Source organism: Microbacterium sp. 16-032 (assembly GCF_041079455.1).
GTDB classification, from domain to species: Bacteria; Actinomycetota; Actinomycetes; order Actinomycetales; family Microbacteriaceae; genus Microbacterium; species Microbacterium testaceum_A.
The window spans coordinates 60209-81507 of the sequence record NZ_JBFYGQ010000003.1; the positions used below are offsets into that span (position 1 = coordinate 60209).

Sequence of the window (21299 nt, forward strand, 5' to 3'; positions counted from 1 at the left end):
CACTGCGCCGATGTTCTCACACCCGCGTGCGGGCGATCTCAGACGCGGGATTCGTGGCGCCGCGGGAAAACGTGGGGCGGGGCGCCGGAGGCCGGCATCCATTCGCACGTGAAGCTGCCGCGGTAGCCGAAGAGGAAACCGAAGCGGTCGTTGTCGACCCGCATGTCGACGCGGAACCGGCCGTCGGTGTCGTCGAAACTTTCGCGCAGGGTGGCGCGGCCGCTGAAGAGCATCGGGAACCGGAAGCCGACCGGCCCCTCGTAGAAGCGCTGCTCCCCCGAGCGCAGGAGCAGTCCGCCGTCGTCGTCTACTTTCAGGTCGAGGTCGACGGCGAGATGCTGATGCGTGCCGAGGTAGTCGATGACCCGGCCCTCGTGCAGGATCATCGTCGCGTCGAACCGCGCGGAGCGTCCGCCCACCTCGTACTCCCGGACGAAGGTCACGGTCTCACGACCGAAGGGGTCGAGGTACGGGCTGTTCCAGATGGTGAAGGGCACGTTGTCGCCGACCGCCGGGACGAGGATGTTCCGCAGTTTTCCGAACTGCAGGAACGGGACCGTCCACCAGGGTCCGCGCCGGATCTCGCTCATGACACCGCGGCCGACGCACGCCTCACCGTCGTCGAGTCCGACGCCGAAGCGCCGCTGCATCATCGGGTGAAGGCGGTGGAAGTCAGAGCCCATTGCCCGCGCGAAGATCGAGGTCATCGTCGGCCTCCCGGCGCGGGCAGTGCGGCGAGCGTGGCGGGTGCGTCGTCGAGCGCACGCCGTCGGTGCGGGGGGATCCTCTCGCAGCGCGACGCGCGGGGGCGATCTCTCCGCCAGAAGGCGACGGCATGCACGAGCGACCAGTGCTCCGGTTCGACACCCGTTTCGAGCCACAGGCGCAGGCGGTCGAAGCTCCACGCGGTGGCCCAGCCCACGAGGGGCCGGATGATCACGTCGAGCGGGCCCCACCCCGCCGCGTAGTCATAGCCCGTGGAGAACCGGATGCCGCCGTCCATCGGCTCGTACCGCCAGTAGCCGCGACCGTCGCGCAAGGGCGACAGGCGGTCGGCCGTGGTGAACCGCAGAGCGGAGGTACGGCTGCCGTCGGGGCGTGAGCTCTCGCCGATGCTGATGCCGTCGCCGCGGACGGTGTGGACGGGTGTGCGTCTCTCGTAAACGAAGCGCGCGGCGCCGTCCGCGTCGCTCGTGGTGGGTGTGATGCGCGAGAAGCGCACGTCCCACCGCACGTGCTGCGAGGGGTCCTGCGTCGCCGCCCACACCTGGTCAAGCGTCGCGCGGATGGTCGTCGCGACATAGATCCCCCGTGCCCCCATAGCGTCAGCCTAGGCGTGTGGGGGTCGCGCTCGACACATCCCTCGGCGGGTGTCGTCAGCCCGCCCCGAAGGAGTGCAGCGCGAGGTCGTCGCTGAGGGCTTCGCTCGCGAGACGCCCCCGCACACTCGTGCCCTGCTCGTCGAGCGGCGGGCTCACGACGGCGCCGCCGAGACGCCCGGGAATCGAGAGCACGATCGCACCCGAGACGCTCGACTTGGCCGGGATGCCGACCGCTCGCATCCACCGTCCTGATCCGTCGTAGACGCCGCAGGTCGCCATGACCGAGATGACGTCGCGCGCGACGCGCTCAGGCACGGCGCGCTCCCCCGTTCGGGGATTGACTCCGCCGAGCGCGAGAGTGGCGCCCATCACGGCGAGGGTCTCGGCATCCACCAGGGTCGCGCAGGCGCGGGCGTACACCGCGACAGCGTCGTCGGCCGTCGGTTCGAGGGTGCCCTCCGCGCGCATGAGGTGGGCGAGGGCGTGGTTGCGATCGCCGAGGAGATGTTCGTTGTGCGCCACGTCCTCATCGACGTCGAGCTCGCGTCCGGCGAAGGCGGCGAGCCCGCGCGCGATGCGGACCATGCGCGCCTCGGCATCGGCACCCTCGACCAGCGAGGCCGTGAGCAGCGCCCCGGCGTTGACCATGGGGTTCGGCGGCCGGCCGGTGCCGCTCTCGAGTTTGAGGGCGTCGAACGACTCGCCGGTGGGTTCGATGCCCACGCGATCCAGCGCCGCGCCGTCGGTGTCGAGCAGCGCCAGCGCGAACAGGAACGGCTTGACCGCGGACTGCACGCTGAACGAAACGTCCGCCTGTCGACTCGATCGCACCGAGCCGTCGGGCAGGACGAGGGCGAGGGCGCAGAAGTCGGGGTCGGCGTCGGCCAGCTGCGGGATGCTGTCGTCGACCTGTCCCCCGCGCTCCGGAAGTAGGCGTGACCGCAATGCGTCGAGGTCGGCGGTCGGGGCGTCGGGAGGCGAGATCACTCCCCCAGCCTCGCAGTTCCGCGCGGGACCGGGGCCGCTCCCGTCAGTACAGTCCGCGCGCCGCGAGCTCGCCCCGCAGAATCGGCGTCAATCGTTCCGCGAACGCCGGGGTCAGGTGGGTGTCGTCGTACCGCACGGGGGTGTCGCCCGCGAACGCGGGGCAGATGCCGTGCCAGCAGCTGAAGGCAAGCGAGCTGATCGCCGCGTCACCCGTGGTCGCGGCATGGGCCTCGGTCGCGGCCTCCATCTGCGTCCACACATCGTCCACGCCGGCAAGGCACGCCGACGGGCCGGTGAGCGGAGAGACGCAGCGGCCGAGGTCGACGCCGTGGGGCGGAGGCGCGAGGTAGACGGTGTGGCCCGCGGGCGCCCATCCCGTGACCTCGGAGGCGATGGCGGATGCCAGATCACCGGCACTCAGGTCGCGTCCATCGACCGAACGCCCCAGCGTGAACGCGTTGGACACCACGAGCAGGTCGGCGGGCGAGGCGGCGATCATCGCCGCGACGTCGGCTTTGCGCTGGGCGCAGCCGGCCATGACCGACGGATCGCGGCTCTCGACGAGCACATCGGTGAAACGGCATCCGTACATTCCGACCGTCGTGACGCGCCACGCTCCCCCGCTGTCGTCGGCGAGCTTCGCGAACGCGGGCGCGTACGCCATCGCGCTCGAGTCGCCCACGAGGTACAGGTGTCGCGGGGCGTCGGCGGAGCCCCACGTGCACCGGCCGGCGTCGAGAGCGACCCCCGGGGTGAAGCAGTCGTGCGCGCGGTTCGCCGATGATGAAGCGCGCTGCACCTCGTCGAGCGAGGGGTGCAGGTCGGGCCACGAGGTGGCGGTGGCCGCGGCCGCGAGTTCCGCCTGCAGCGCGCTGAGGGCGTCACCCGCCTGGGCGGCGACGTCGACCGTGGCGGGGGCTGCCACCGGCAGTCCCGGGAGTGTCGGGGCTCCGTACGCCAACATCACGGCGAGGGCGGTGGCGCCGGAGCCGATTGCGAGGGTGGCGCCGGCCATCGCCACGCGCGGGGCGAAGCGCGCGCGCCAGGCGGCCCACGCGGGTGCGGCCTCGGTGGGGAGGGATGCCGCGGGTGCCGGCATCCGCTCTTCTTCCGGCGCCGGGAGCGGTGCAGGGGCGACGACCGTTGCGGGGGCGGGTTCGACCGGGGCCGCAGCGGCGCGGGATCCGGGGTAGTACCGCTGACCGGGAACGTACCCGGCGGGTCGCGAGGCGAGCGCGTTCGGACGGCGCGACGCCGGAAGCGCTTCGGGGGCCGCCGGGGCCGGAGACGTCGGCTCCGCGGCGCGCGGGGCGGCCCACGGCGAACGGTGGAACGGCTGCTCGACGCCGAGGTAGGTCGCGACCGTCAGGACGAGCAGGGCCAGGATCGTGATGGCCGTCGCGGCGGGCCTGGGCGCGAGCAGGACGCCCGCGAAGACGATCACCGGCAGATGCCAGAGGTAGAGCGAGTACGAGAGGTCGCCGAGGGTGACGGCGAGGGGGTTCGTGAGCACGAAGAGGTGCCGGTGGTGGGGGTCGCCGCCGATCCCCCCGCCGATCACGAGCGCCGCACCGATCACCGGGAGCGCGGCGGCGGGCGCCGGGAAGGGGCCCGCGGGGTCGATCACGAAGAACGCGGCGAGGATCACGGCCACCCCGACCCAGGCGAGCAGGCCGCGGGCCGCCGCCGGGATGCGCGCGAGCACGGGAGCGGCGGACGCGATGACGGCACCCGTGGCGAGTTCACCCGCCCGGGTGAGCGTGGAGAAGTACGCCAGGCTCGGATCGACCGGCGTCTGGACGACGGCGACGATCCCGGATGCCACGACCACCGCCCCGGCGAGGAGTCCCACCGCCACGCGTCCCCTTCGTGCGCGGCGCGCAGCGGCCGGAAGAGCGGCGACGGCGAGGAGGACGAGCAAGGGCCAGACCACAGAGAACTGCTCTTCGACCGACAGCGACCAGAAATGCTGGAGGGGCGAGACATCCGTTGCGGCGAAGTAGTCGCGGCCCTCGAGGCCGAAGTGCCAGTTGGAGACGAGACCCGCCGCAGACAGGGCATCGGTCAGGGTGCTTTCGGCCCGCACGGGCGAGAAGACCAGGAAGGCGGCGCCGACAACGGCCGTGAGGACGACCAGCGCGGCGGGGAGCAGCCGCTTCACCCGTCGCGCGAAGAAGGCTCCGAGTCGAACCGTGCCCTCGCGGTCCAGGTCGGAGAGGAGGATTCCCGTGACGAGGAACCCCGAGAGGACGAAGAACACGTCGACGCCCACGAAACCACCACGGGGCCACCCCGTCAGGTGCGTGGCGACGACAGCGACGACGGCGATGGCGCGGAGCCCCTGCAGGTCGCGACGCACACGAGAGGCGGGGGCGGGCACGTCGGATCCTCTCGGGCCGGCGTCGGCGGCCGGAAAGAGCCTAGTGGAACCGCTCCCACGGGGCGGAGGCACAGACCCCTCGCGCATTCGCTCGGGACGGGGAACGCAGAGCCTGCCCCCGAACCGAGCCACCATTATGCGCGTCGGAGCAGGCCCCCGCCACCCCCGGTTACCAGGGGCCGCGCGGGCATAGTGTCCGACGCGACGGATGCGTCCCGGCATCCCTCCCTCTCGCCGTCAGGCGGTCCTGCTCGAAGGAATCGATGAGCCACTCGTCCGACCACGCGATGCCCCACGCGGGCGACATCCTCGGCGGCCGTTACATCCTGCGCGAGCGGATCGGCGCCGGCGGGATGGGGCGCGTCTTCCGCGCGCGTGACGAGGTGCTCGCGCGCGACGTGGCCATCAAGATCTTCTACGCCGACGCCGCCGACGAACCCGAACCCTTCCGCAGGATGTCGGAGGCGCGCGCCCTCGCGGCCCTCGCGCACCCCTCGCTCGTCACGCTGTACGACGCTCGCCTCACCGGGGACGACCACGTGTACCTCGTGATGGAGCTCGTCGACGGCCCGTCGCTGCAGCGGCGCATCGAGCAGGGCCCTCTCGCATCCGCCGAGGTCGCGGGGATCGTGGCCGACCTCGCGGGGGCGCTCACGATGGTGCACGACGCGGGCATCGTGCACAGGGACGTCAAGCCGTCCAACGTGCTGCTGCGGCCCATGCGAGGCGGGGTGCGTTCGCACGAGGCCGTGCTCGCGGACTTCGGCGTCGCGCGTCTGATCGGGGCGACACGCCTGACCACGCCCGGAACAGTCATCGGGACGGCCGCCTATCTGGCCCCGGAGCAGGTACGCGGGGAGGCGCCCCGTGCCGCGTCGGACGTCTACGCGCTCGGGCTCCTCGCCATCGAGGCGCTCACGCGCCTGCACCCCTTCGGCGGAGGGACGCTGCAAGAGACACTGTTGGCTCGCCTCGCTCGTCAGCCCGAGATTCCGGGGTCGTACGGCTCCGAGTGGCAGACCCTGCTGACCTCCATGACCGCTTTCGATCCCGACGAACGGCCCACCGCGGCGAACGTGGTCGAGCGCGCCGAGGCCCTGGCCCTCGAGACGGGTGAGACCCCGACGGCTGCGCCGGCGGCGTCATGGACGATGCCGACCGCGTTGATGACTGCCCCCGTCACCCCGCCCGCCGCGCGCGCTGAGCCGGTGGCGCCGGTGGGCGCGGGTGCGGTGTCGACGACTCCCCCGCGCTCCCGCGCTGAGACGACGGCACCGGTGTCGGCCGCCGCGTCGGTGGGAGCCGGGAGCGTCCCCTCGACATCGGCGCGCGCCCCGCGTTCGCGGCGACGCCGCGTGCTGTGGGCCGGAGCCGCCGCCGGCGCTGCCCTCGTCATCGGCGGGCACGTCATGGCCTTCTCTCTCGGCGCCGGATCCGACATGACCACGGACCGCGTCTCGACCCCGGCTCCCTCGTCGACGCCGGGCCCCGTCGTGGCCGAGAACGTCCCCTCGTCCGTCGAGCCGGTGTCCAACACGGATGCCGAGACCCCGCCGCCGGTGAAAGACCCCGGCACCTCGCAGCCCACGCAGCCCTCCCCCGCCCAGCCCGTCGTCGAGGCGCCGGGTGGCGGGGACTCACAGCCCGGTCAGGGCTCGCCCGGCTCCGGTGGCTCCGCCGTCGTCGAGCCGGCGCCCGACACCCCTGCACCGGGCGGCGACAGCGCGGTCCCGACGCCGAGCACATCCCCCTCCCCCGGAGCGAGCACCGGCACGGCGCCGGGCGCGGGCTCGCCGGGCAACGGGAACGGCAACGGCAACGGCAAGGGGAACGGCGCGAACAACGGCAAGGGGCCGGGCGCAGGGCAGATCGCAGACGTCCCGGCGAACTAGCGGATTCCCCGGTCCGCTCGAAGGCGCACCTTCCGCTCGCGCCGTCATGCGATTCGCGTGTCGAGCCGCGCTCGGCGGTGACCTCTGGGCACTCCAGAGCTCATTGCCGTTTCGAAAGGCCCCGTGCAACGACGAAGGCCCGACGCTGATGCGTCGGGCCTTGCGTTGGCTCCCCGGCTTGGACTCGAACCAAGAACCTATCGGTTAACAGCCGATTGCTCTGCCAATTGAGCTACCGAGGATCATGCTCACCTTGCGGCGGGCAACCCCACGATACTAACAGCACGCGGGGGCGGCGGAAAAATCAACCGGCCGAAATCCGCCTCTCGGGCGTGCCGTCGGGTGTCCACTGCACGGCCTGGTCGCCATGACCGAGTCCGACGGCGTGACCGGCGTGCAGCACGAGGACATCGGCATCCAGGTCTTTCGGCGCTTCTGCGTCGTTCGTCACGATGAGCGATGCCATGCCGCGCTCGTCGCGACGCCGCGTGATGGACGCGCGAGCCGCGGCGCGCACCTCGAGGTCGAGGTTGGCGTACAGGTCGTCGGCGACGAACAGACGCGGCTCGAGCACGAGGGCGCGAGCGAGAGCGACGCGCTGACGCATGCCGGCGCTGAGCTCGTAGGGGTACTTCGGCGCGGTGCCGAGCGGCAGCTCCATCTCGTCCAGCAGCGTGGCCACGCGCACCGCGAGAGCCCGCGAGTTGATTTTGCGGTCGCGGCTCGTGATGGGCTCGGCGATCACGTCCTGCACGGTCAAGCGCGAGGGAAGCGCGGCTCCGGCCCCCTGCGGCAGGTAGCCGGTGTGGAAGACCCACTCGCGGCGGGCGCGGCCGGGTCTGCGGGCCGAGATGCCGTGCACGCGCGCGTCTCCCCCGACCACCGTCAGCCCGTCGTCGGGGTGGCCCGCGAGGAGCGAGACGAGCGAGGTCTTGCCCGATCCCGTCGCTCCCTGCACGATCATCGTGCGCGCGGCGGGCAGGGTGAAGGTGATCCCGTCGATGACGCGCACGCCGCTGCGCGCCAGAGACAGGTCGTCGGCTCGAAGGGCGACGTCGGTGTCGAGGGTCCGGGGCATTCCCTCATCCTCCCCGACGAGCACGAGCGATGCCAGCGGCGCGCGGCAGCGAGCCCTCAGGTCGCGACGAGTCGTTGACGATCGGCGTCGAGCTCGCGCAGGCGGAAGCGCAGTCTCTTACCCTCGTCGGAATCGGCGGGAACCCGCTGGATGCCGCGGAGCAATTCGTTCTTCTCGCGCTCGAGCTCGCGCACGAGCAGGCCCCGCGCGAGGTCGTTCGCCGAGGCGACAGCTCCCTCTTCGGTGCGCGCCGGGAACTCGGCGGTCAGCAACTCCGCCGCGAGCGACCGGAAGGGCTCGCGGACGGCCTCGACCGCGGCGACGGCCCAGCCGGGTTGGGACAGATCGGTGGATGCCAGGGCACTGCGAACGGCCTCGAGCGCGGGATGGCTGAACGGCGTCTGCAGCGCCCGCAGGAACACGTCCGGCTCGATGCGGTGGCCGTACTGGAGGAAGGCCATCATCGCGCCGCGTTCGAGGGCGACATCGCGGTTGTTCGGGAGCGATGCCATCGTCACCGAGATCGCGATCGGTGCGGGCTCGTTGTCTTTGCGCGTCTCGCACTTCTCGGCGCGGTCGGCGCCGCGGGCCGCGCGCTCGACGGCCGACTGCACCTCGGGCATGTCGAGACCGAGGCGGCGCGCGAGCACGCGGACGTATCCCGGGCGGAGCGCGGGGTCGCGGATGTCGGCCACGATGGGCGCCGCCGCGCGCAGGGCGCCGGCCCGACCCTCGACGCTGGAGAGGTCGAAGTCCTTGAGGCGCTGATCGATGACGAACTCGAACATGGGCGCCTTGTTCTCCATCAACGCGCGCACGGCTCCGTCGCCGCGCTGCAGGCGCAGGTCGCACGGATCGAGGCCCTCGGGGGCGACGGCGACGTACGTCTGCGCGGCGAAGCGCTTCTCGTCGGCGAAGGCGCGCAGCGCCGCCTTCTGCCCCGCTGCATCCGGATCGAAGGTGAAGACGACCTCGCCCGACGAGCTGTCATCGCCCATCACCCGCCGCAGCACCGTGATGTGGTCGCTGCCGAAGGCGGTACCGCACGACGCGATCGCGGTGGTGATACCCGCGAGATGGCACGCCATGACGTCGGTGTAGCCCTCGACCACGACGACCCGGTGCGACCGCGAGATGTCGCGCTTGGCGAGATCGAGGCCGTACAGCACCTGTGCCTTCTTGTAGATCGGCGTCTCGGGGGTGTTGAGGTACTTGGGGCCTTGGTCGTCGTCATAGAGCTTGCGCGCGCCGAAGCCGATGACCTGCCCGGTGACGTCGCGGATGGGCCAGACGAGCCGCCCGCGGAAGCGGTCGTAGACGCCGCGCTGCCCCTGGGAGACCAGCCCCGCCTGCAGCAGTTCGTCGCGGGTGAACTTCTGCGCGAGCAGGTGGTCCATGAGGTGCGACCAGCCCTTCGGGGCGTAGCCGACGCCGAAGTGGGCGGCCGCGCCCGCGTCGAACCCGCGATCGCCGAGGAAGCGGCGGCCGGTGTCGGCCTCGGGCGTCATGAGCTGTGCGCGGAAGTACTCCGCCGCCGCTGCGTTCGCGGCGTACAGGCGCGAGCGGCCGGTCGTTTCGGGCGCGGGCCCGCCGTCTTCGTAGTGCAGCGTGAATCCGACGCGCGCGGCCATGCGTTCGACGGCCTCGGTGAACGAGACGTGGTCCATCGCGCGGAGGAACGAGTACACGTCGCCCGATTCGCCGCAGCCGAAGCAGTGGTAGTACCCGACCTGCGGCCGCACGTGGAAGCTCGGGCTCCGCTCGTCGTGGAAGGGGCACAGGCCCTTCATCGACCCAACGCCCGCCGACTTCAGCGCGACGCGCTCACCGACGACATCGGCGATGTTGACCCGCGCCTTGACCTCGTCGACGTCGGACTGGCGGATGCGGGGCATCAGGCATCCGCTCCCCGGGCGGCGCGGGCGCCGGGAGCCCAGACGCCGAGCTCGGCGGCATCCACTTCTCCCACGAGCCGGCCGTGCCACGCGATCGCGAGCTGATCGGTCAGGCTCGCGACCTGGTCGACCACGACGCGGCGGCGCGCGGCGTCGTCGGTGGCCGCGGCGAAGTCGGGGGCGTGCAGGGCGTCGAGGGCGCCGGGGTTCTCCCAGAGGGCGGATGCCAAGCGCTTGAGCACGTGGCGCTGCTCGCGGTACAGCACCTTGCGGCCGTCGATCGACACGACGGTGGCGCCGATGATGCCCTTGAGCACCGCCATCTCGACCTCGACCTCGGCGGGCACGATGACGTGGGCGCGGTAGCGGGTCAGCTCGTCGGCGGGGTACGCCTCGCGCGTGGCGGCGGTGGCGGCGCGTGCGAAGCGGCCGATCAAGTCGGACGTGAGGTTCTTCAGCCGCGCGAGCGCGGGGCGCGTGCCGTCGAACGTGGTGATCCATTCGGGCATGGCCATGAGGCGCTCGAGGCCCGCGGCGAGGTCGTCGCGCACGAAGTCGTAGCCCACCCAGCGCTGGATCGCGTCGAGCAGCCCCTCGCGACCGACGCGCGAGGCGAGGCGGGCCGGGTCGACGTAACGGTTGACCATCGCGTCTTCGAAGTCGTGCACCGAGTAGGCGATGTCGTCGGAGAGGTCCATGACCTCGGCCTCGATGCAGCGCTGGCGCGCGGGCGCTCCGCCGCGCATCCAGTGGAACACCGGCTCGTCGTCGGGGTAGACGCCGAACTTCAAGCGGCCGCCCGGGTCGGGCACCGGCTCGTCGACCGTCCACGGGTACTTGCACGTGGCGTCGAGGCTCGCGCGGGTGAGGTTGAGGCCGTACGGCTCGCCGTCGGCGCCGAACGACTTCGGTTCGAGGCGCGTGAGGATGCGCAGGGTCTGCGCATTGCCCTCGAATCCGCCGATGTCTTCGGCCCACTCGTTGAGCGCACGCTCGCCGTTGTGGCCGAAGGGCGGGTGTCCGAGGTCGTGGCTCAAGCACGCGGTGTCGACGACGTCGGGCGACAGCTGCAGGGCCGTCGCGAGCTCACGTCCCACCTGCGCGACCTCGAGCGAGTGCGTGAGGCGGTTGCGGGCGAAGTCGGCGGGGCTCGCGGGACTGAGCACCTGAGTCTTCGCGGCGAGGCGGCGCAGCGCCGCGGAGTGCAGCACGCGGGCGCGATCGCGCGCGAAGTCGTCGCGCTGGGAGCGGTGGTTCTCGACGTGGAAGCGCGCCGCGTCGACGTCGTCGTAGCCGAGCGGTCGAGCGACCGCCGGCGACGCCTCAACCGCCACTGTGGTGCAACTCCGCGTCGGCGAGCGCGCGACCGGCATCGTGGCCGATCTCGCGGGAGTCGAGCCAGCCGTCGGGAAGGGCCGGGCGCTTCGGCGTGCCCGCACGACCGCGCTGCCCCTCGGCCGCTGCACCCGGGTACGGGGCGTCGAGTTCCATCGTGGCCAGCAGCTCGTCGATCTCGTCGAGGGTCGACGCGGTCGCGAGGCTCGCGCGCAGCTCGCCTCCGACGGGGTAGCCCTTGAAGTACCAGGCGACGTGCTTGCGGATGTCACGGCATCCGCGCCCCTCGTCTTCGAAGAACTCCACGAGCAGTTCGGCGTGACGACGGAAGGCTTTCGCGACGAAACCGAGCGTGGCGTCGACGGGCTTGCCGTGGGCGGCACCCGGTCCCCCCAGCGCGCGCGCCAGGTCGCCGAACAGCCACGGGCGGCCGAGGCAGCCGCGGCCGACGACGACGCCGTCGCAGCCGGTCTCGTCCATCATGCGCACGGCGTCATCGGCCGACCAGATGTCGCCGTTGCCGAGCACCGGAACGCTCGTGACCGTCTTTTTGAGCGTGGTGATCGCCGCCCAGTCGGCCTGACCCGAGTAGAACTCGGATGCCGTGCGGGCGTGCAGCGCGATCGAGGCGACGCCCGCGCCCTCGGCGATGCGCCCGGCCTCGAGGTAGGTGAGGTGGTCGGCGTCGATGCCCTTGCGCATCTTGATGGTCAGCGGCTTGCCGCCCGCGGCCTTGACCGCGCGCTCGACGATCTCGCGGAACAGCGAGGTCTTCCACGGCAGGGCCGCTCCCCCGCCGCGTCGCGTGACCTTGGGCACGGGGCAGCCGAAGTTGAGGTCGATGTGGTCGGCGTGGTCTTCGGCGACGATCATCTGCACCGCGGCCTCGACGGTGGCCGGGTCGACGCCGTAGAGCTGGATCGAGCGCGGGGTCTCGGACTCGTGATGCTGGATAAGTCGCATCGTCGTCTCGTTGCGCTCGACCAGCGCGCGGGTCGTGATCATCTCGCTCACGTAGAGCCCGGCACCGTACTCGCGACACAGGCGGCGGAACGCCGTGTTCGTGATGCCGGCCATCGGGGCGAGCACGACGGGAGCGTCGAGTTCGATGTTGCCGATGCGGAGGGACCGCGTCGGAGCCATTGCCGTATTCACTTCACCATTCTCCCAGACGGATAACGACAGCGGTGCCCGCTCCCGGCGAATCGGAAACGGGCACCGCTGTGGAGGAGCCTCACGCGTCGGCGGTCTCCGCGGCCTCGCGACGCTCGCCCCACACCTGGCGGGCGATCTGGCTGAAGGCCTCGACCGGCTGCGCGCCACTGACGCCGTACTTGCCGTCGATGACGAAGAAGGGCACGCCGGTGATGCCGAACTGGCGGGCCTGCTCCTGGTCGGCGCGGACGGCCGCGCGGAAGCGCTGCGAGGCGAGGGCCTCGCGGGCCTCCGCCTCGTCGAGACCGACCTCGACCGCGAGGGCGACGAGGTCGTCGTCGCGACCGACGTGCTTTCCCTCGAGGAAGTACGCTGACATGAGCACCTCGGCGAGCTCGAGCTGCTTGCCGTTCTCCTTCGCGAAGTGCAGCAGTTCGTGCGCCTTCACGGTGTTCGTGTGCTTGAGGATGTCGAAGCGGTATGCGAGGCCGGCATCGGCGGCGACGCCGGTCACGCGGTCGAGCATCTCGCGAGCGGACTCGGGCGAGATGCCCTTGTGCTGCGAGAGGTAGTCGACCTCTCCCCCGTCGAAGTCCTCGGGGGTGTCGGGCGAGAGCTCGAACGAGTGGTACTCGATCTCGACGACCGGGGCGTCGTCGTCAGCGGCCGTGGCGGCCAGGCCGTTCTCGAGGTTTCGCTTGCCGATGTAGCACCAGGGGCAGGCGATGTCACTCCACACGTCGATCTTGATGGCATCCGTCATATCGCGTGCAACCTTTCGAATCGCCGATCTATTCCGTCAACGGCATCGATCACGTCGTCGGCTTGTCCACAGCCCCTCCAAACCGGCGATCGCGCGACTGGTAGTGCCCGATGGCCTCCCACAGGTGCGTGCGACGGAAGTCGGGCCACAGGGTGTCGAGGAACACCATCTCGGCGTATGCCGACTCCCAGAGCAGGAAGTTCGAGGTGCGCTGCTCGCCGCTCGAGCGCACGAACAGGTCGACGTCGGGCATGTCGGGCTGGTACAGATTCTTGCGGATGAGCTTCTCGGTCACGGCCGACGGCTTGAGCTTGCCGGACGCGATGTCGTCGCCGATGCGGCGCACGGCATCCACGATCTCGACCCGACCGCCGTAGTTGACGCACATCGTCAGGGTCAGGGTGGAGTTGCCCTCGGTGAGACGTTCGGCGTGCTGCAGCTCTTTGATGACCGAGCCCCACAGGCGCGGCTTGCGACCCGACCAGCGGATGCGCACACCCCACTCGTTGAGCTGATCGCGGCGGCGGTGCAGCACCTCGCGGTTGAATCCCATGAGGAAGCGCACCTCGTCGGGTGAGCGCGACCAGTTCTCTGTGGAGAAGGCGTAGACCGACAGGTGCTTCACGCCCGCCTGAATGGCACCCGCCACGACGTCGAGCAGGGCCGCCTCACCCGCGCGGTGGCCCTCCACGCGGGTCAGGCCTTGCCGGTTGGCCCACCGGCCGTTGCCGTCCATCACGATCGCGACGTGCTCGGGAACCGCGCCCTTCGGGAAGGCCGGCGGGTACTCGCCCGTCCAGTCGAGGGGGCGGTACGGCACGGCGTCGCGGTGCGTGAACGGCTTGGGTGTCATCGATGCGACTCCAGGTGCGAGAGGGAGCGGATGCCGCGCTCCAGGTGGAACTGCGCGTACGCGGCCACGAGGCCCGAGGCCGCCGCGATCGTGCGACCGGGGGCGGCGTCGATCGTCTCCCACTCCCCGGCCATCAGGGCGCGGAGCATGTCGACCGTGTCGCGCGCGACGCGCGGCGAGCCCGCGGGGGCGCACGTCGAGCAGACGACGCCGCCGAGCTGCGGGAGGAAGTAATCGTGGTCGCCGATGGTGCCGCAGCGCGCGCACTCGGTCAGACCGGGCGCCCACCCCGACAGCGCCATCGCGCGCAGCAGGTACGAGTCGAGCACGCTGCGCTCGGAATGCTCACCGCGGGCGAGGGATCGCAGTCCACCGACCAGCAGCAGGTACTGCTGGGGTGTCGCCTCGGCCTCATTCAGGCGATCGGCGGTCTCGACCATGGCGCTGGCCGTGGTGTACACGTCGTAGTCCGCGACGATCTCGGCCCCGTACGACCCGAGCGACTCGGCCTGCTGCACGATGTCGAGGTTGCGCCCCTTGAACAGCTGCACGTCGGCGACCATGAACGGCTCGAGGCGCGAACCGAACTTCGACGAGGTGCGGCGCACGCCCTTCGCGACCGCGCGGATCTTGCCGTTGCGGCGGCTGAGCAGGGTGAGGATGCGGTCCGCCTCCCCGAGCTTGTGGGTACGCAGGACCACGACCTCGTCGCGGTAGGTGGGCACAGTCCATTATCCGCCCGCTCCCCCGGGAAGCGGCTGCGCGTCGCCCTGGCGCGCCGCCAGCCTCAGCGGGCGGTCGCCGCTCCCTGCTGAAGGGGCCACGACCCGTCGGGAATCGGCAGGTCGGGGCGGGCGTGCTGCAAGAAGTCGATCAGCTGGGGGTAGCCCAGCATGAGTCGGGTCGCACCGAATCGCGTCGTGCCCTCCGTCTTCGCGAGGATGCCGCCGAACCGGTCGCCCGGATTGGGCTCCAACCGGGTGATCTCGGCCAGCGGCACCGCGTTCGGTCCGCGCACCAGACCGAACGACCACACCAGGTCGGGGGTGACCTCCAGTCGCATGCGCTTCATCCCCCGCGCCAGGAACACGAAGAGGATGCCGCCGACGAACATCGCCGCCCCGGCGATGACCATGCTCGTCTCGGGGTCCTTCACCCCCGCCGCGGCCAGGAGCAGGATGCTGCCGAGCACGATGACCGCGATGCCGAACGTGCGGATCAGGACGCGTTGCCACTTCCGCGTCGACACGACGAACAGCACGCCCTCGCGCGTCGCTCGAGCCGTCGCCGCCGACGGTGAACGTCGGATGATCGCCGTCACGATCGTGGTGACCGCCCCCGCGATGAGCACGGCCACCGCCACGCTCGAATTCGCCCCCCAGTGCATCTGCAGTCCCCTCCGGCGACTCGTGGTCGCATCGACGTTCCGGGCGCACCACATCGGCCCCCCTGCCCTCGATGAAAGCGCATCCGAGCTGCTCGTGCTCACCCTGGACGGCGGCCCTGCCGGGTGCTACACATCGCGGGCACCACGGTGACGCGCGCATCTCCGACGTTGCGCACGCGCCTCCGCACGCCGATCGCGCGTGTCCCGGAGAATGGATGCCGTGAACGCCTCGGTCTTCGTCATCCCCCTGTGGGCGGATCTCACCGCCGTCGCCCTGGGTGGTGTGCAGGGCGCGCTGTTCGCGTCCGGCTTCCAGGGGCAGCGACGCCTCGATCTGCTCGGGGTGGCGATCATCGGCATCCTGCTCGGCATGGGCGGTGGTCTCATCCGCGATCTGCTGCTGGGGCTCACCCCCGCGACGCTGCAGAGCAACTGGTACCTCATCACCGCGACGCTCGCCTCGATCGTCGGCATGCTGCTGTCGGGGATCTTCCAGCGGCTGAACCGCGCGATCGTCATGCTCGACGCCGTGGTGATCGGCCTGTTCGGCGCCTTCGGCACGTCGAAGGCGCTCGCCCTCGGCATGCCGGCGGTTCCCGCGGTGTTCGTCGGCGTGCTCGCCGCGGCCGGGGGCAGCGTGCTGCGCGACGTGCTGATGGGGCTGCCGGTCGCGATCATGCACGTCGGCTCGCTGTACGCTGTCGCCGCCGGTGGCGGGTGCGTGGTGTTGGCGACCACCGTGGCGTTCGGGGTGCCGCTTCCGATCGCGGCGGTGATCGGCGTGATCGTGACGACGATCATCCGCGTCCTCGCCGTGATCTTCGACCTCTCGCTGCCCGAGCAGCGCAAGATCTATCGCCGCAAGGTCGCGGTCGAGACCACCGGCATCCCGATCATCCGGGTCGACGAGTCGGAGTGAGCCAGGCGCCGCGCGCGTGAGGGGTCATCTTGTGTCGCCTGGCCCGGGCGGAAGCGACAGTTTTCGACCCCTGACGCGATGTGGCGGGGCCTGCGCGCGTGAGGGGTCACTTCGTGTCGCCTGGAACAGGCCGAAGCGACAGTTTTCGACCCCTGACGCGATGTGGCGGGGCCGGCGCGCGTGAGGGGTCACCTTGTGTCGCCTAGGGCGCGCGGAAGCGACAGTTTTCGCCCCCTCACGCGGGGATGCTCCGTCAGGCGAGGGGCGTGACCTCGTCGCCGACGCGGATCGTGCCGCCGTCGGCGACCGGCAGCAGCAGGATGCCCAGCGTCGGCTCGGACTGACCGAACTCCGTGGTCAGCACGCGCAGCAGCCGGGCGTCGCGCACCCCCGTGTCGGGGTTCGCGGTGATCGCGGCGCAGCGCTCGATCGGCTTCTGCACCTCGAACTCGACCTCGCCGATCCGCACGCGGCCCTGCCACTCGAGTTCGGCCCACGGCGCGGTGCCGCCGACGACGATGTTCGAGCGGAAGCGGCGATCGTCGACGGGCGCGGGCACCGCGGCATCCACCTCTTCGACCGAGGCGGCGCCATGCAGCGAGATGAATCCGCGCGGGCGATCCTGAAAGCGTGCGGTGCGACCGTCACCGAGAAGACCCAGGGGCAGGATGCCGTCGGCCTCGAGCAGCTTCGCATCGCTCGTCGTGCGCAGATAGGCGGTGACCGCTTCGCTGAGTCGGGCGCGGCCCTCGTCGCTGAGATCGGCGGTGACGTCGATGTCGTCGACCCGGAGCCGCAGCGTCAGCGCCTCATCGTCGAGGGTGAGCTCGACGCGCGCCAACGTCGGGAAGGTCATGAGCGCGAGTCCGCGACTCTTGGGGAACGTGGCATCCGCCGGCTCGAGGGCATCGGCGAAGCGGAACACGAGCGAGCGGTCCCCCTGAACACGGCCGTCGTCCTGGATGACGAGGCTGTCGCGTTCCTCGGGCGTGAAGCCCTTCACGGGGTAGCGGTAGAGGGCGTCGACGCGGATCACGGTCTCATCCTCGCATCGACGCCCACTCGCGATCACCAGCGGGCGAGAACCTCGCCGTGCGGCAGCAGGATCCACCCGTCGGGGTGCTCGGCCCACTCGCGCCACGCGTCCGAGATGCGCTGCAGCTGCGCGTCGTCGGCCAGGCCGAGGCGCTTCGCGTGTCCGGCGAACGCGGAGGCGAGAACGCGGTCGGCCCACATGCCGCCCCACCAGGCGCGCTTGTCGGGTGTGTCGAACACCCACACGCTCGCGCTGGCCTCGATGCGGGTGAACCCCGCCTCGCGGGCCCACGCCTTGAGCCGCCGACCCGCGTCGGGCTCGCCCGACGATCCGCGGTGCACGCCGTGGTAGATCTCGAGCCAGTCGTCGAGGGCGGGGATGAGCGGATGCCAGATCACGCCGCCGTAATCGACGTCGCGCGCCGCGACCAGGCCGTCGGGCCCGGCGACGCGGCGGAACTCCCGCAGGGCGTCGACGGGACGCTCGAGGTGCTGCAGCACCTGGTGGGCGTGGACGATGTCGAACGAGGCGTCGGGCACGTCGAGGGCGTAGGCGTCGCCGGTGCGGAAGGTCACATTCGTGCGCTCCCCCGCGGCGGCGCGGGCGACCTCGACGACGCCCGAGGCGGCATCCACCCCGACGACCTCTCCCGGGAAGACCCGGTCGGCGAGGTCGACGGTGATGGAGCCGGGGCCGGCGCCCACATCGAGGATGCGGGTGCCGGCCGACAGCGAAGACACCAGATAGGCCGCCGAATCGGCGACGGTGCGCACGGCGTGGGAACGCAGCACGCTCTCGTGGTGTCCGTGGGCGTAGGCCACGGTCTTCGTCTCTTTCGCGCGGGTCAGACGCCGGCCAGGGCGCCGGAGTCCTGACGGGTGCGAATCGCGCGGTTCACGCCCGACACGATCGCCTTGAGCGACGCGGTCGAGATGTCGCCGTCGATGCCCACGCCCCACAGGCGCTGGTCGTCGACCTGCAGCTCGACGTAGGCCGCGGCCTGCGCGTCGCCGCCCGAGCTGAGAGCGTGCTCGACGTAGTCGTACAGCGTCACATCGAACCCCTGTGCGCGCACGATCTCGAGGAAGGCTGCGACGGGACCGTTGCCTACGGCCGAGGCCGGGTGCGTGGTGTCGCCGTCGCGCAGCGAGACGTCGAGGTGTACGTCGCCCGACATGTCGCTCGACGAGCGCGTGGACAGCAGCTCGAAGCGGCCCCAGCGCTGGTCGTCGACGGTCGACGGCAGGTACTCGTCGTTGAAGATGTCCCAGATCTGCGCACTCGAGACCTCGCCGCCCTCGGCATCCGTCCGCGCCTGCACGACGCCCGAGAACTCGATCTGGAGCTTGCGGGGCAGGTCGATCGCGTGGTCGGCCTTCAGCAGGTACGCGACGCCGCCCTTGCCCGACTGCGAGTTGACGCGGATGACCGCCTCGTACGACCGGCCCAGATCCTTCGGGTCGATCGGCAGGTAGGGAACGGCCCACTCGATCTCGTCGACGGTCTTGCCCTCGGCGGTCGCGCGGGCCTCCATCGCCTCGAAGCCCTTCTTGATGGCGTCCTGGTGCGACCCGCTGAACGCGGTGAAGACGAGGTCGCCGGCCCAGGGGCTGCGCTCGGGAACGGGCAGCTGGTTGCAGTACTCGACCGTGCGCTTGACCTGGTCGATGTCGCTGAAGTCGATCTGCGGATCGATGCCCTGCGTCAGCAGGTTGACGCCGAGGGCGACCAGGTCGACGTTGCCGGTGCGCTCACCGTTGCCGAACAAGCAGCCCTCGATGCGGTCGGCGCCGGCCATGTAGCCCAGCTCCGCGGCGGCCACGGCGGTGCCGCGGTCGTTGTGGGGGTGCAGCGACAGGATGACGTTCTCGCGGTGGTTCAGGTGGCGCGACATCCACTCGATCGAGTCGGCGTAGACGTTGGGCGTGGCCATCTCGACCGTGGCGGGCAGGTTCAGGATGACCTTGCGCTCGGCGGTCGGCTCGAAGACCTCGAGCACCTCGTTGCAGATGCGCAGGGCGAACTCGAGCTCGGTGCCCGTGTAGCTCTCGGGCGAGTACTCGTAGTAGACCTCGGTCTGGGGAATCGTCGCCTCGTACTTCTTGCACAGGCGCGCGCCCTCGAGCGCGATGTCGACGATGCCCTGCTCGTCGGTGCGGAACACGACCTCGCGCTGCAGCACGCTCGTGGAGTTGTACAGGTGCACGATGGCCTGCTTGGCGCCGGCGATCGCCTCGTAGGTGCGGGCGATCAGGTGCTCGCGCGCCTGGGTCAGCACCTGGATGGTGACGTCGTCGGGGATCAGGTTCTCGTCGATGAGCTGACGGACGAAGTCGAAGTCGGTCTGGCTCGCGCTCGGGAAGCCGACCTCGATCTCCTTGTAGCCCATCTTCACGAGGAGGTCGAACATGACGCGCTTGCGCTCGGGGCTCATCGGGTCGATCAACGCCTGGTTGCCGTCGCGCAGGTCGACGGCGCACCAGCGGGGTGCGGCCTCGATGCGCGTGGACGGCCACGTGCGATCGGGCAGGTCGACCCGGATCTGCTCGTGGAAGGGACGGTACTTGTGCACCGGAGCGGACGTGGGCTTCTGGGTGTTCTTCATGATGTGTCGCTTCTTTAGATTCGTTCGGTGGGGCCGACGACGATCTCCGCGACGAGGAAGGCCCTTAGATCGAGGACTCGTCGCGGCAACTAAGAAGAAGCTGGCCACCGAAGCGCATGGAGCGATCGTAGCAGTCCCTCACGAGGCGCTCCGTCGGGCGGCCGCCCACTCGCGGTCGAGCACGGCGTAGACGAGCAGGTCGCTCCACCGGCCCTTGAACCACTCGTTCTCGACGAAGTGCGCTTCGCGCCGCATGCCGAGCCGTTCAGCGAGGGCCGCCGAGCGGACGTTGTCGGCGTCGATCTGCGCCGTCAGCCGACGCAGTCCGTACACGTCGAATGCGGTGTCGATCAGCGCGCGCACCGCTTCGGTGGCGAGGCCTCGACCGGATGCCGCGGGGCTGACCACCCAGCCCACCTCGGCCGACCCGGCTCCGGCATCGAGGTGGAAGAGCACGAGGTCGCCGATCGCCGCGCCGTCGTCGACGCGCTCGATCACGAGCATCACGCCGCCGCGCTCGCCCTCGAGACTCGTTCCGCCCATCAGATGGCCGTTCCGGGCACGGATGTCGTCGGGCGACTGCGGCTCGAACGGGAGGAAACGGCAGACCTCGGCGTCACCGCGGTACGCAGCCATGGCCTCGAGGTCTCGCTCTTCGAACGGGCGCAGGCGCACCCGCTCGCTGGTCACCTCAAGGGTCTCGGGCGCTGGCGGCAGGACGAACGGCGACGCGCTCACGGCAGCAGGGCGACCTTTCCGCCGGGGTGGCCGTCCATGACGAAGCGCACAGCGGCGATGGCCTCGGCCAGGGGGTAGGTGCGCGCGACGGGAACCTCGAGGACTCCGGATGCCGCAAGCTCGAGCACCCGCGCGCGCGCGATGTCGCGGAAACGGGCGCTCTCGGGCCGCGCTCCGGCGATCCAGAGGAACCCGTCGGCTTTCGCGCGCTCCGGATCGACGATCGTGACGATGCGGTCGCGTTCCGACACGAGGGCGAGAGAGACGTCGATGGCCTCGTCGCTGCCCACGGCATCCCACGCGGCGGCGATCGGGGCGCCGTCGGCCGCCTCTTCGACGCGCTCGCGCAGGCCGTCGCCGTAGGCCACCGGGATACCGCCGTAGCGACGGACGCGTTCGGCCGAGTCCTCGGCATCCGGCCCCACCGTGCCGATCACGCGGACGCCGAGCTCGCGCGCCTGCTGGAGCAGGCTCACGCCCACCGCGCCCGAGGCCGCGTGCAGCAGAACCGTCTCGCCCTCGGTGACGCGGGTGACCTGGATCATCTCGGCAGCGGTCGTGCCCGCGAGCAGCAGGTTCGCCGCCTCGGCGTGCGAGAGGGTCGCGGGCTTGGCGAACACGTCGCGGGCCGGAACCGTGATGTCGGTCGCGTAGGCGCCCTGCACGCGGAACGCGACGACCTCGTCGCCGATCGTCAGCTCCCCCGAGCCGCCCACGGCATCCGGACCGACTGCCGTCACCTCGCCCGACAGCTCGTAGCCGATCGGCACGGGGAACTCCGCGCCGGGACGCGCCGAGGCGACGTGCTTCGCATCGGCCGGGTTCACGCCCGCCGCGTGCACGCGGATCGTCACCTCACCCGAGCCGGGGGGTGCGACCTCGACCTCGTCGAAGCTCCACTGATCGATGGGCCCGGGAGCCGGAGCCGTCCACCTCTTCGCCATGGTCACGCCT

Annotated in this window: 19 protein-coding genes and 1 tRNA gene; 2 read left to right on the forward strand and 18 right to left on the reverse strand. The window is 71.0% G+C overall.

From position 1 onward, the window contains the following. Positions 1 to 38: 38 nt before the first annotated feature. From AB6V31_RS06500 to AB6V31_RS06515, 4 genes are read right to left on the reverse strand one after another with little or no spacing between them, the layout of a single operon-like run. The gene (locus tag AB6V31_RS06500) at positions 39 to 707 is read right to left on the reverse strand and encodes a DUF4166 domain-containing protein (protein WP_369364701.1); all 669 of its coding nucleotides are present in this window, start codon (positions 705 to 707) and stop codon (positions 39 to 41) included. Then, positions 704 to 1321, reverse strand: a complete 618-nt coding sequence (locus AB6V31_RS06505) for an SRPBCC family protein (protein ID WP_369364703.1) — start codon at positions 1319 to 1321, stop codon at positions 704 to 706. Before AB6V31_RS06505 ends, AB6V31_RS06500 begins: the two co-directional genes overlap by 4 nt. Before the next feature lie 55 nt (positions 1322 to 1376). After that, positions 1377 to 2309 carry a glutaminase A gene (glsA, locus tag AB6V31_RS06510; RefSeq protein WP_369364705.1) on the reverse strand — a complete coding sequence of 311 codons (933 nt, stop codon included), beginning with the start codon at positions 2307 to 2309 and terminating at the stop codon, positions 1377 to 1379. 43 nt (positions 2310 to 2352) lie between these two features. Then, entirely contained in the window at positions 2353 to 4689 is a 2337-nt protein-coding gene (locus AB6V31_RS06515) for an acyltransferase family protein (RefSeq protein ID WP_369364706.1), read from the reverse strand. A 263-nt stretch (positions 4690 to 4952) separates the two neighbouring features. On the opposite strand from AB6V31_RS06515, the gene AB6V31_RS06520 reads away from it, so the two are divergent. After that, the gene (locus tag AB6V31_RS06520) at positions 4953 to 6581 is read left to right on the forward strand and encodes a protein kinase (RefSeq protein ID WP_369364708.1); all 1629 of its coding nucleotides are present in this window, start codon (positions 4953 to 4955) and stop codon (positions 6579 to 6581) included. A gap of 166 nt (positions 6582 to 6747) precedes the next feature. Here AB6V31_RS06520 and AB6V31_RS06525 read toward each other — a convergent pair. From AB6V31_RS06525 to AB6V31_RS06565, 9 genes are all read right to left on the reverse strand, one after another. Further along, a tRNA-Asn gene (locus AB6V31_RS06525) sits at positions 6748 to 6823 on the reverse strand. Positions 6824 to 6885: 62 nt separating this feature from the next. Continuing rightward, on the reverse strand, positions 6886 to 7659 hold the full coding sequence (locus tag AB6V31_RS06530) for an ATP-binding cassette domain-containing protein (protein ID WP_369364710.1): 774 nt from the start codon (positions 7657 to 7659) through the stop codon (positions 6886 to 6888). Between the two features lie 56 nt (positions 7660 to 7715). Next, positions 7716 to 9554: a DNA primase gene (gene dnaG / locus AB6V31_RS06535; protein WP_369364711.1), complete on the reverse strand. Its 1839-nt coding sequence runs from the start codon at positions 9552 to 9554 to the stop codon at positions 7716 to 7718. Continuing rightward, complete coding sequence (locus tag AB6V31_RS06540; RefSeq protein ID WP_074695005.1) at positions 9554 to 10888, reverse strand: deoxyguanosinetriphosphate triphosphohydrolase; 1335 nt, start codon at positions 10886 to 10888, stop codon at positions 9554 to 9556. The genes dnaG and AB6V31_RS06540 overlap by 1 nt, the downstream gene beginning before the upstream one ends. After that, positions 10878 to 12044, reverse strand: a complete 1167-nt coding sequence (gene dusB, locus AB6V31_RS06545) for a tRNA dihydrouridine synthase DusB (RefSeq protein WP_369364713.1) — start codon at positions 12042 to 12044, stop codon at positions 10878 to 10880. Before dusB ends, AB6V31_RS06540 begins: the two co-directional genes overlap by 11 nt. Positions 12045 to 12123: 79 nt before the next feature. Further along, positions 12124 to 12807, reverse strand: coding sequence for a DsbA family protein (locus AB6V31_RS06550; RefSeq protein WP_369364714.1), 684 nt, complete (start codon positions 12805 to 12807; stop codon positions 12124 to 12126). Positions 12808 to 12856: 49 nt separating this feature from the next. Continuing rightward, a complete protein-coding gene (locus tag AB6V31_RS06555; protein ID WP_074695006.1) occupies positions 12857 to 13660 on the reverse strand; it encodes an isoprenyl transferase in 804 nt (267 codons plus the stop codon). After that, entirely contained in the window at positions 13657 to 14385 is a 729-nt protein-coding gene (gene recO, locus AB6V31_RS06560; protein ID WP_056231295.1) for a DNA repair protein RecO, read from the reverse strand. The genes AB6V31_RS06555 and recO overlap by 4 nt, the downstream gene beginning before the upstream one ends. A gap of 62 nt (positions 14386 to 14447) precedes the next feature. Beyond that, positions 14448 to 15023, reverse strand: coding sequence for a hypothetical protein (locus AB6V31_RS06565; RefSeq protein WP_268104040.1), 576 nt, complete (start codon positions 15021 to 15023; stop codon positions 14448 to 14450). Between the two features lie 244 nt (positions 15024 to 15267). On the opposite strand from AB6V31_RS06565, the gene AB6V31_RS06570 reads away from it, so the two are divergent. Further along, on the forward strand, positions 15268 to 15966 hold the full coding sequence (locus tag AB6V31_RS06570) for a trimeric intracellular cation channel family protein (protein ID WP_369364715.1): 699 nt from the start codon (positions 15268 to 15270) through the stop codon (positions 15964 to 15966). Positions 15967 to 16219: 253 nt separating this feature from the next. On the opposite strand, the gene AB6V31_RS06575 is transcribed toward AB6V31_RS06570, so the two are convergent. From AB6V31_RS06575 to AB6V31_RS06595, 5 genes are all read right to left on the reverse strand, one after another. After that, the gene (locus AB6V31_RS06575) at positions 16220 to 17002 is read right to left on the reverse strand and encodes an MOSC domain-containing protein (protein ID WP_369364716.1); all 783 of its coding nucleotides are present in this window, start codon (positions 17000 to 17002) and stop codon (positions 16220 to 16222) included. Between the two features lie 32 nt (positions 17003 to 17034). Beyond that, on the reverse strand, positions 17035 to 17823 hold the full coding sequence (locus AB6V31_RS06580) for a methyltransferase domain-containing protein (RefSeq protein ID WP_268104043.1): 789 nt from the start codon (positions 17821 to 17823) through the stop codon (positions 17035 to 17037). A gap of 23 nt (positions 17824 to 17846) precedes the next feature. After that, positions 17847 to 19607: a 2-isopropylmalate synthase gene (gene leuA, locus AB6V31_RS06585; protein WP_369364717.1), complete on the reverse strand. Its 1761-nt coding sequence runs from the start codon at positions 19605 to 19607 to the stop codon at positions 17847 to 17849. 138 nt (positions 19608 to 19745) lie between these two features. Beyond that, entirely contained in the window at positions 19746 to 20345 is a 600-nt protein-coding gene (locus tag AB6V31_RS06590; RefSeq protein WP_081349741.1) for a GNAT family N-acetyltransferase, read from the reverse strand. Next, positions 20342 to 21289, reverse strand: a complete 948-nt coding sequence (locus tag AB6V31_RS06595; protein WP_268104045.1) for an NADP-dependent oxidoreductase — start codon at positions 21287 to 21289, stop codon at positions 20342 to 20344. The genes AB6V31_RS06590 and AB6V31_RS06595 overlap by 4 nt, the downstream gene beginning before the upstream one ends. Positions 21290 to 21299 lie beyond the last annotated feature (10 nt).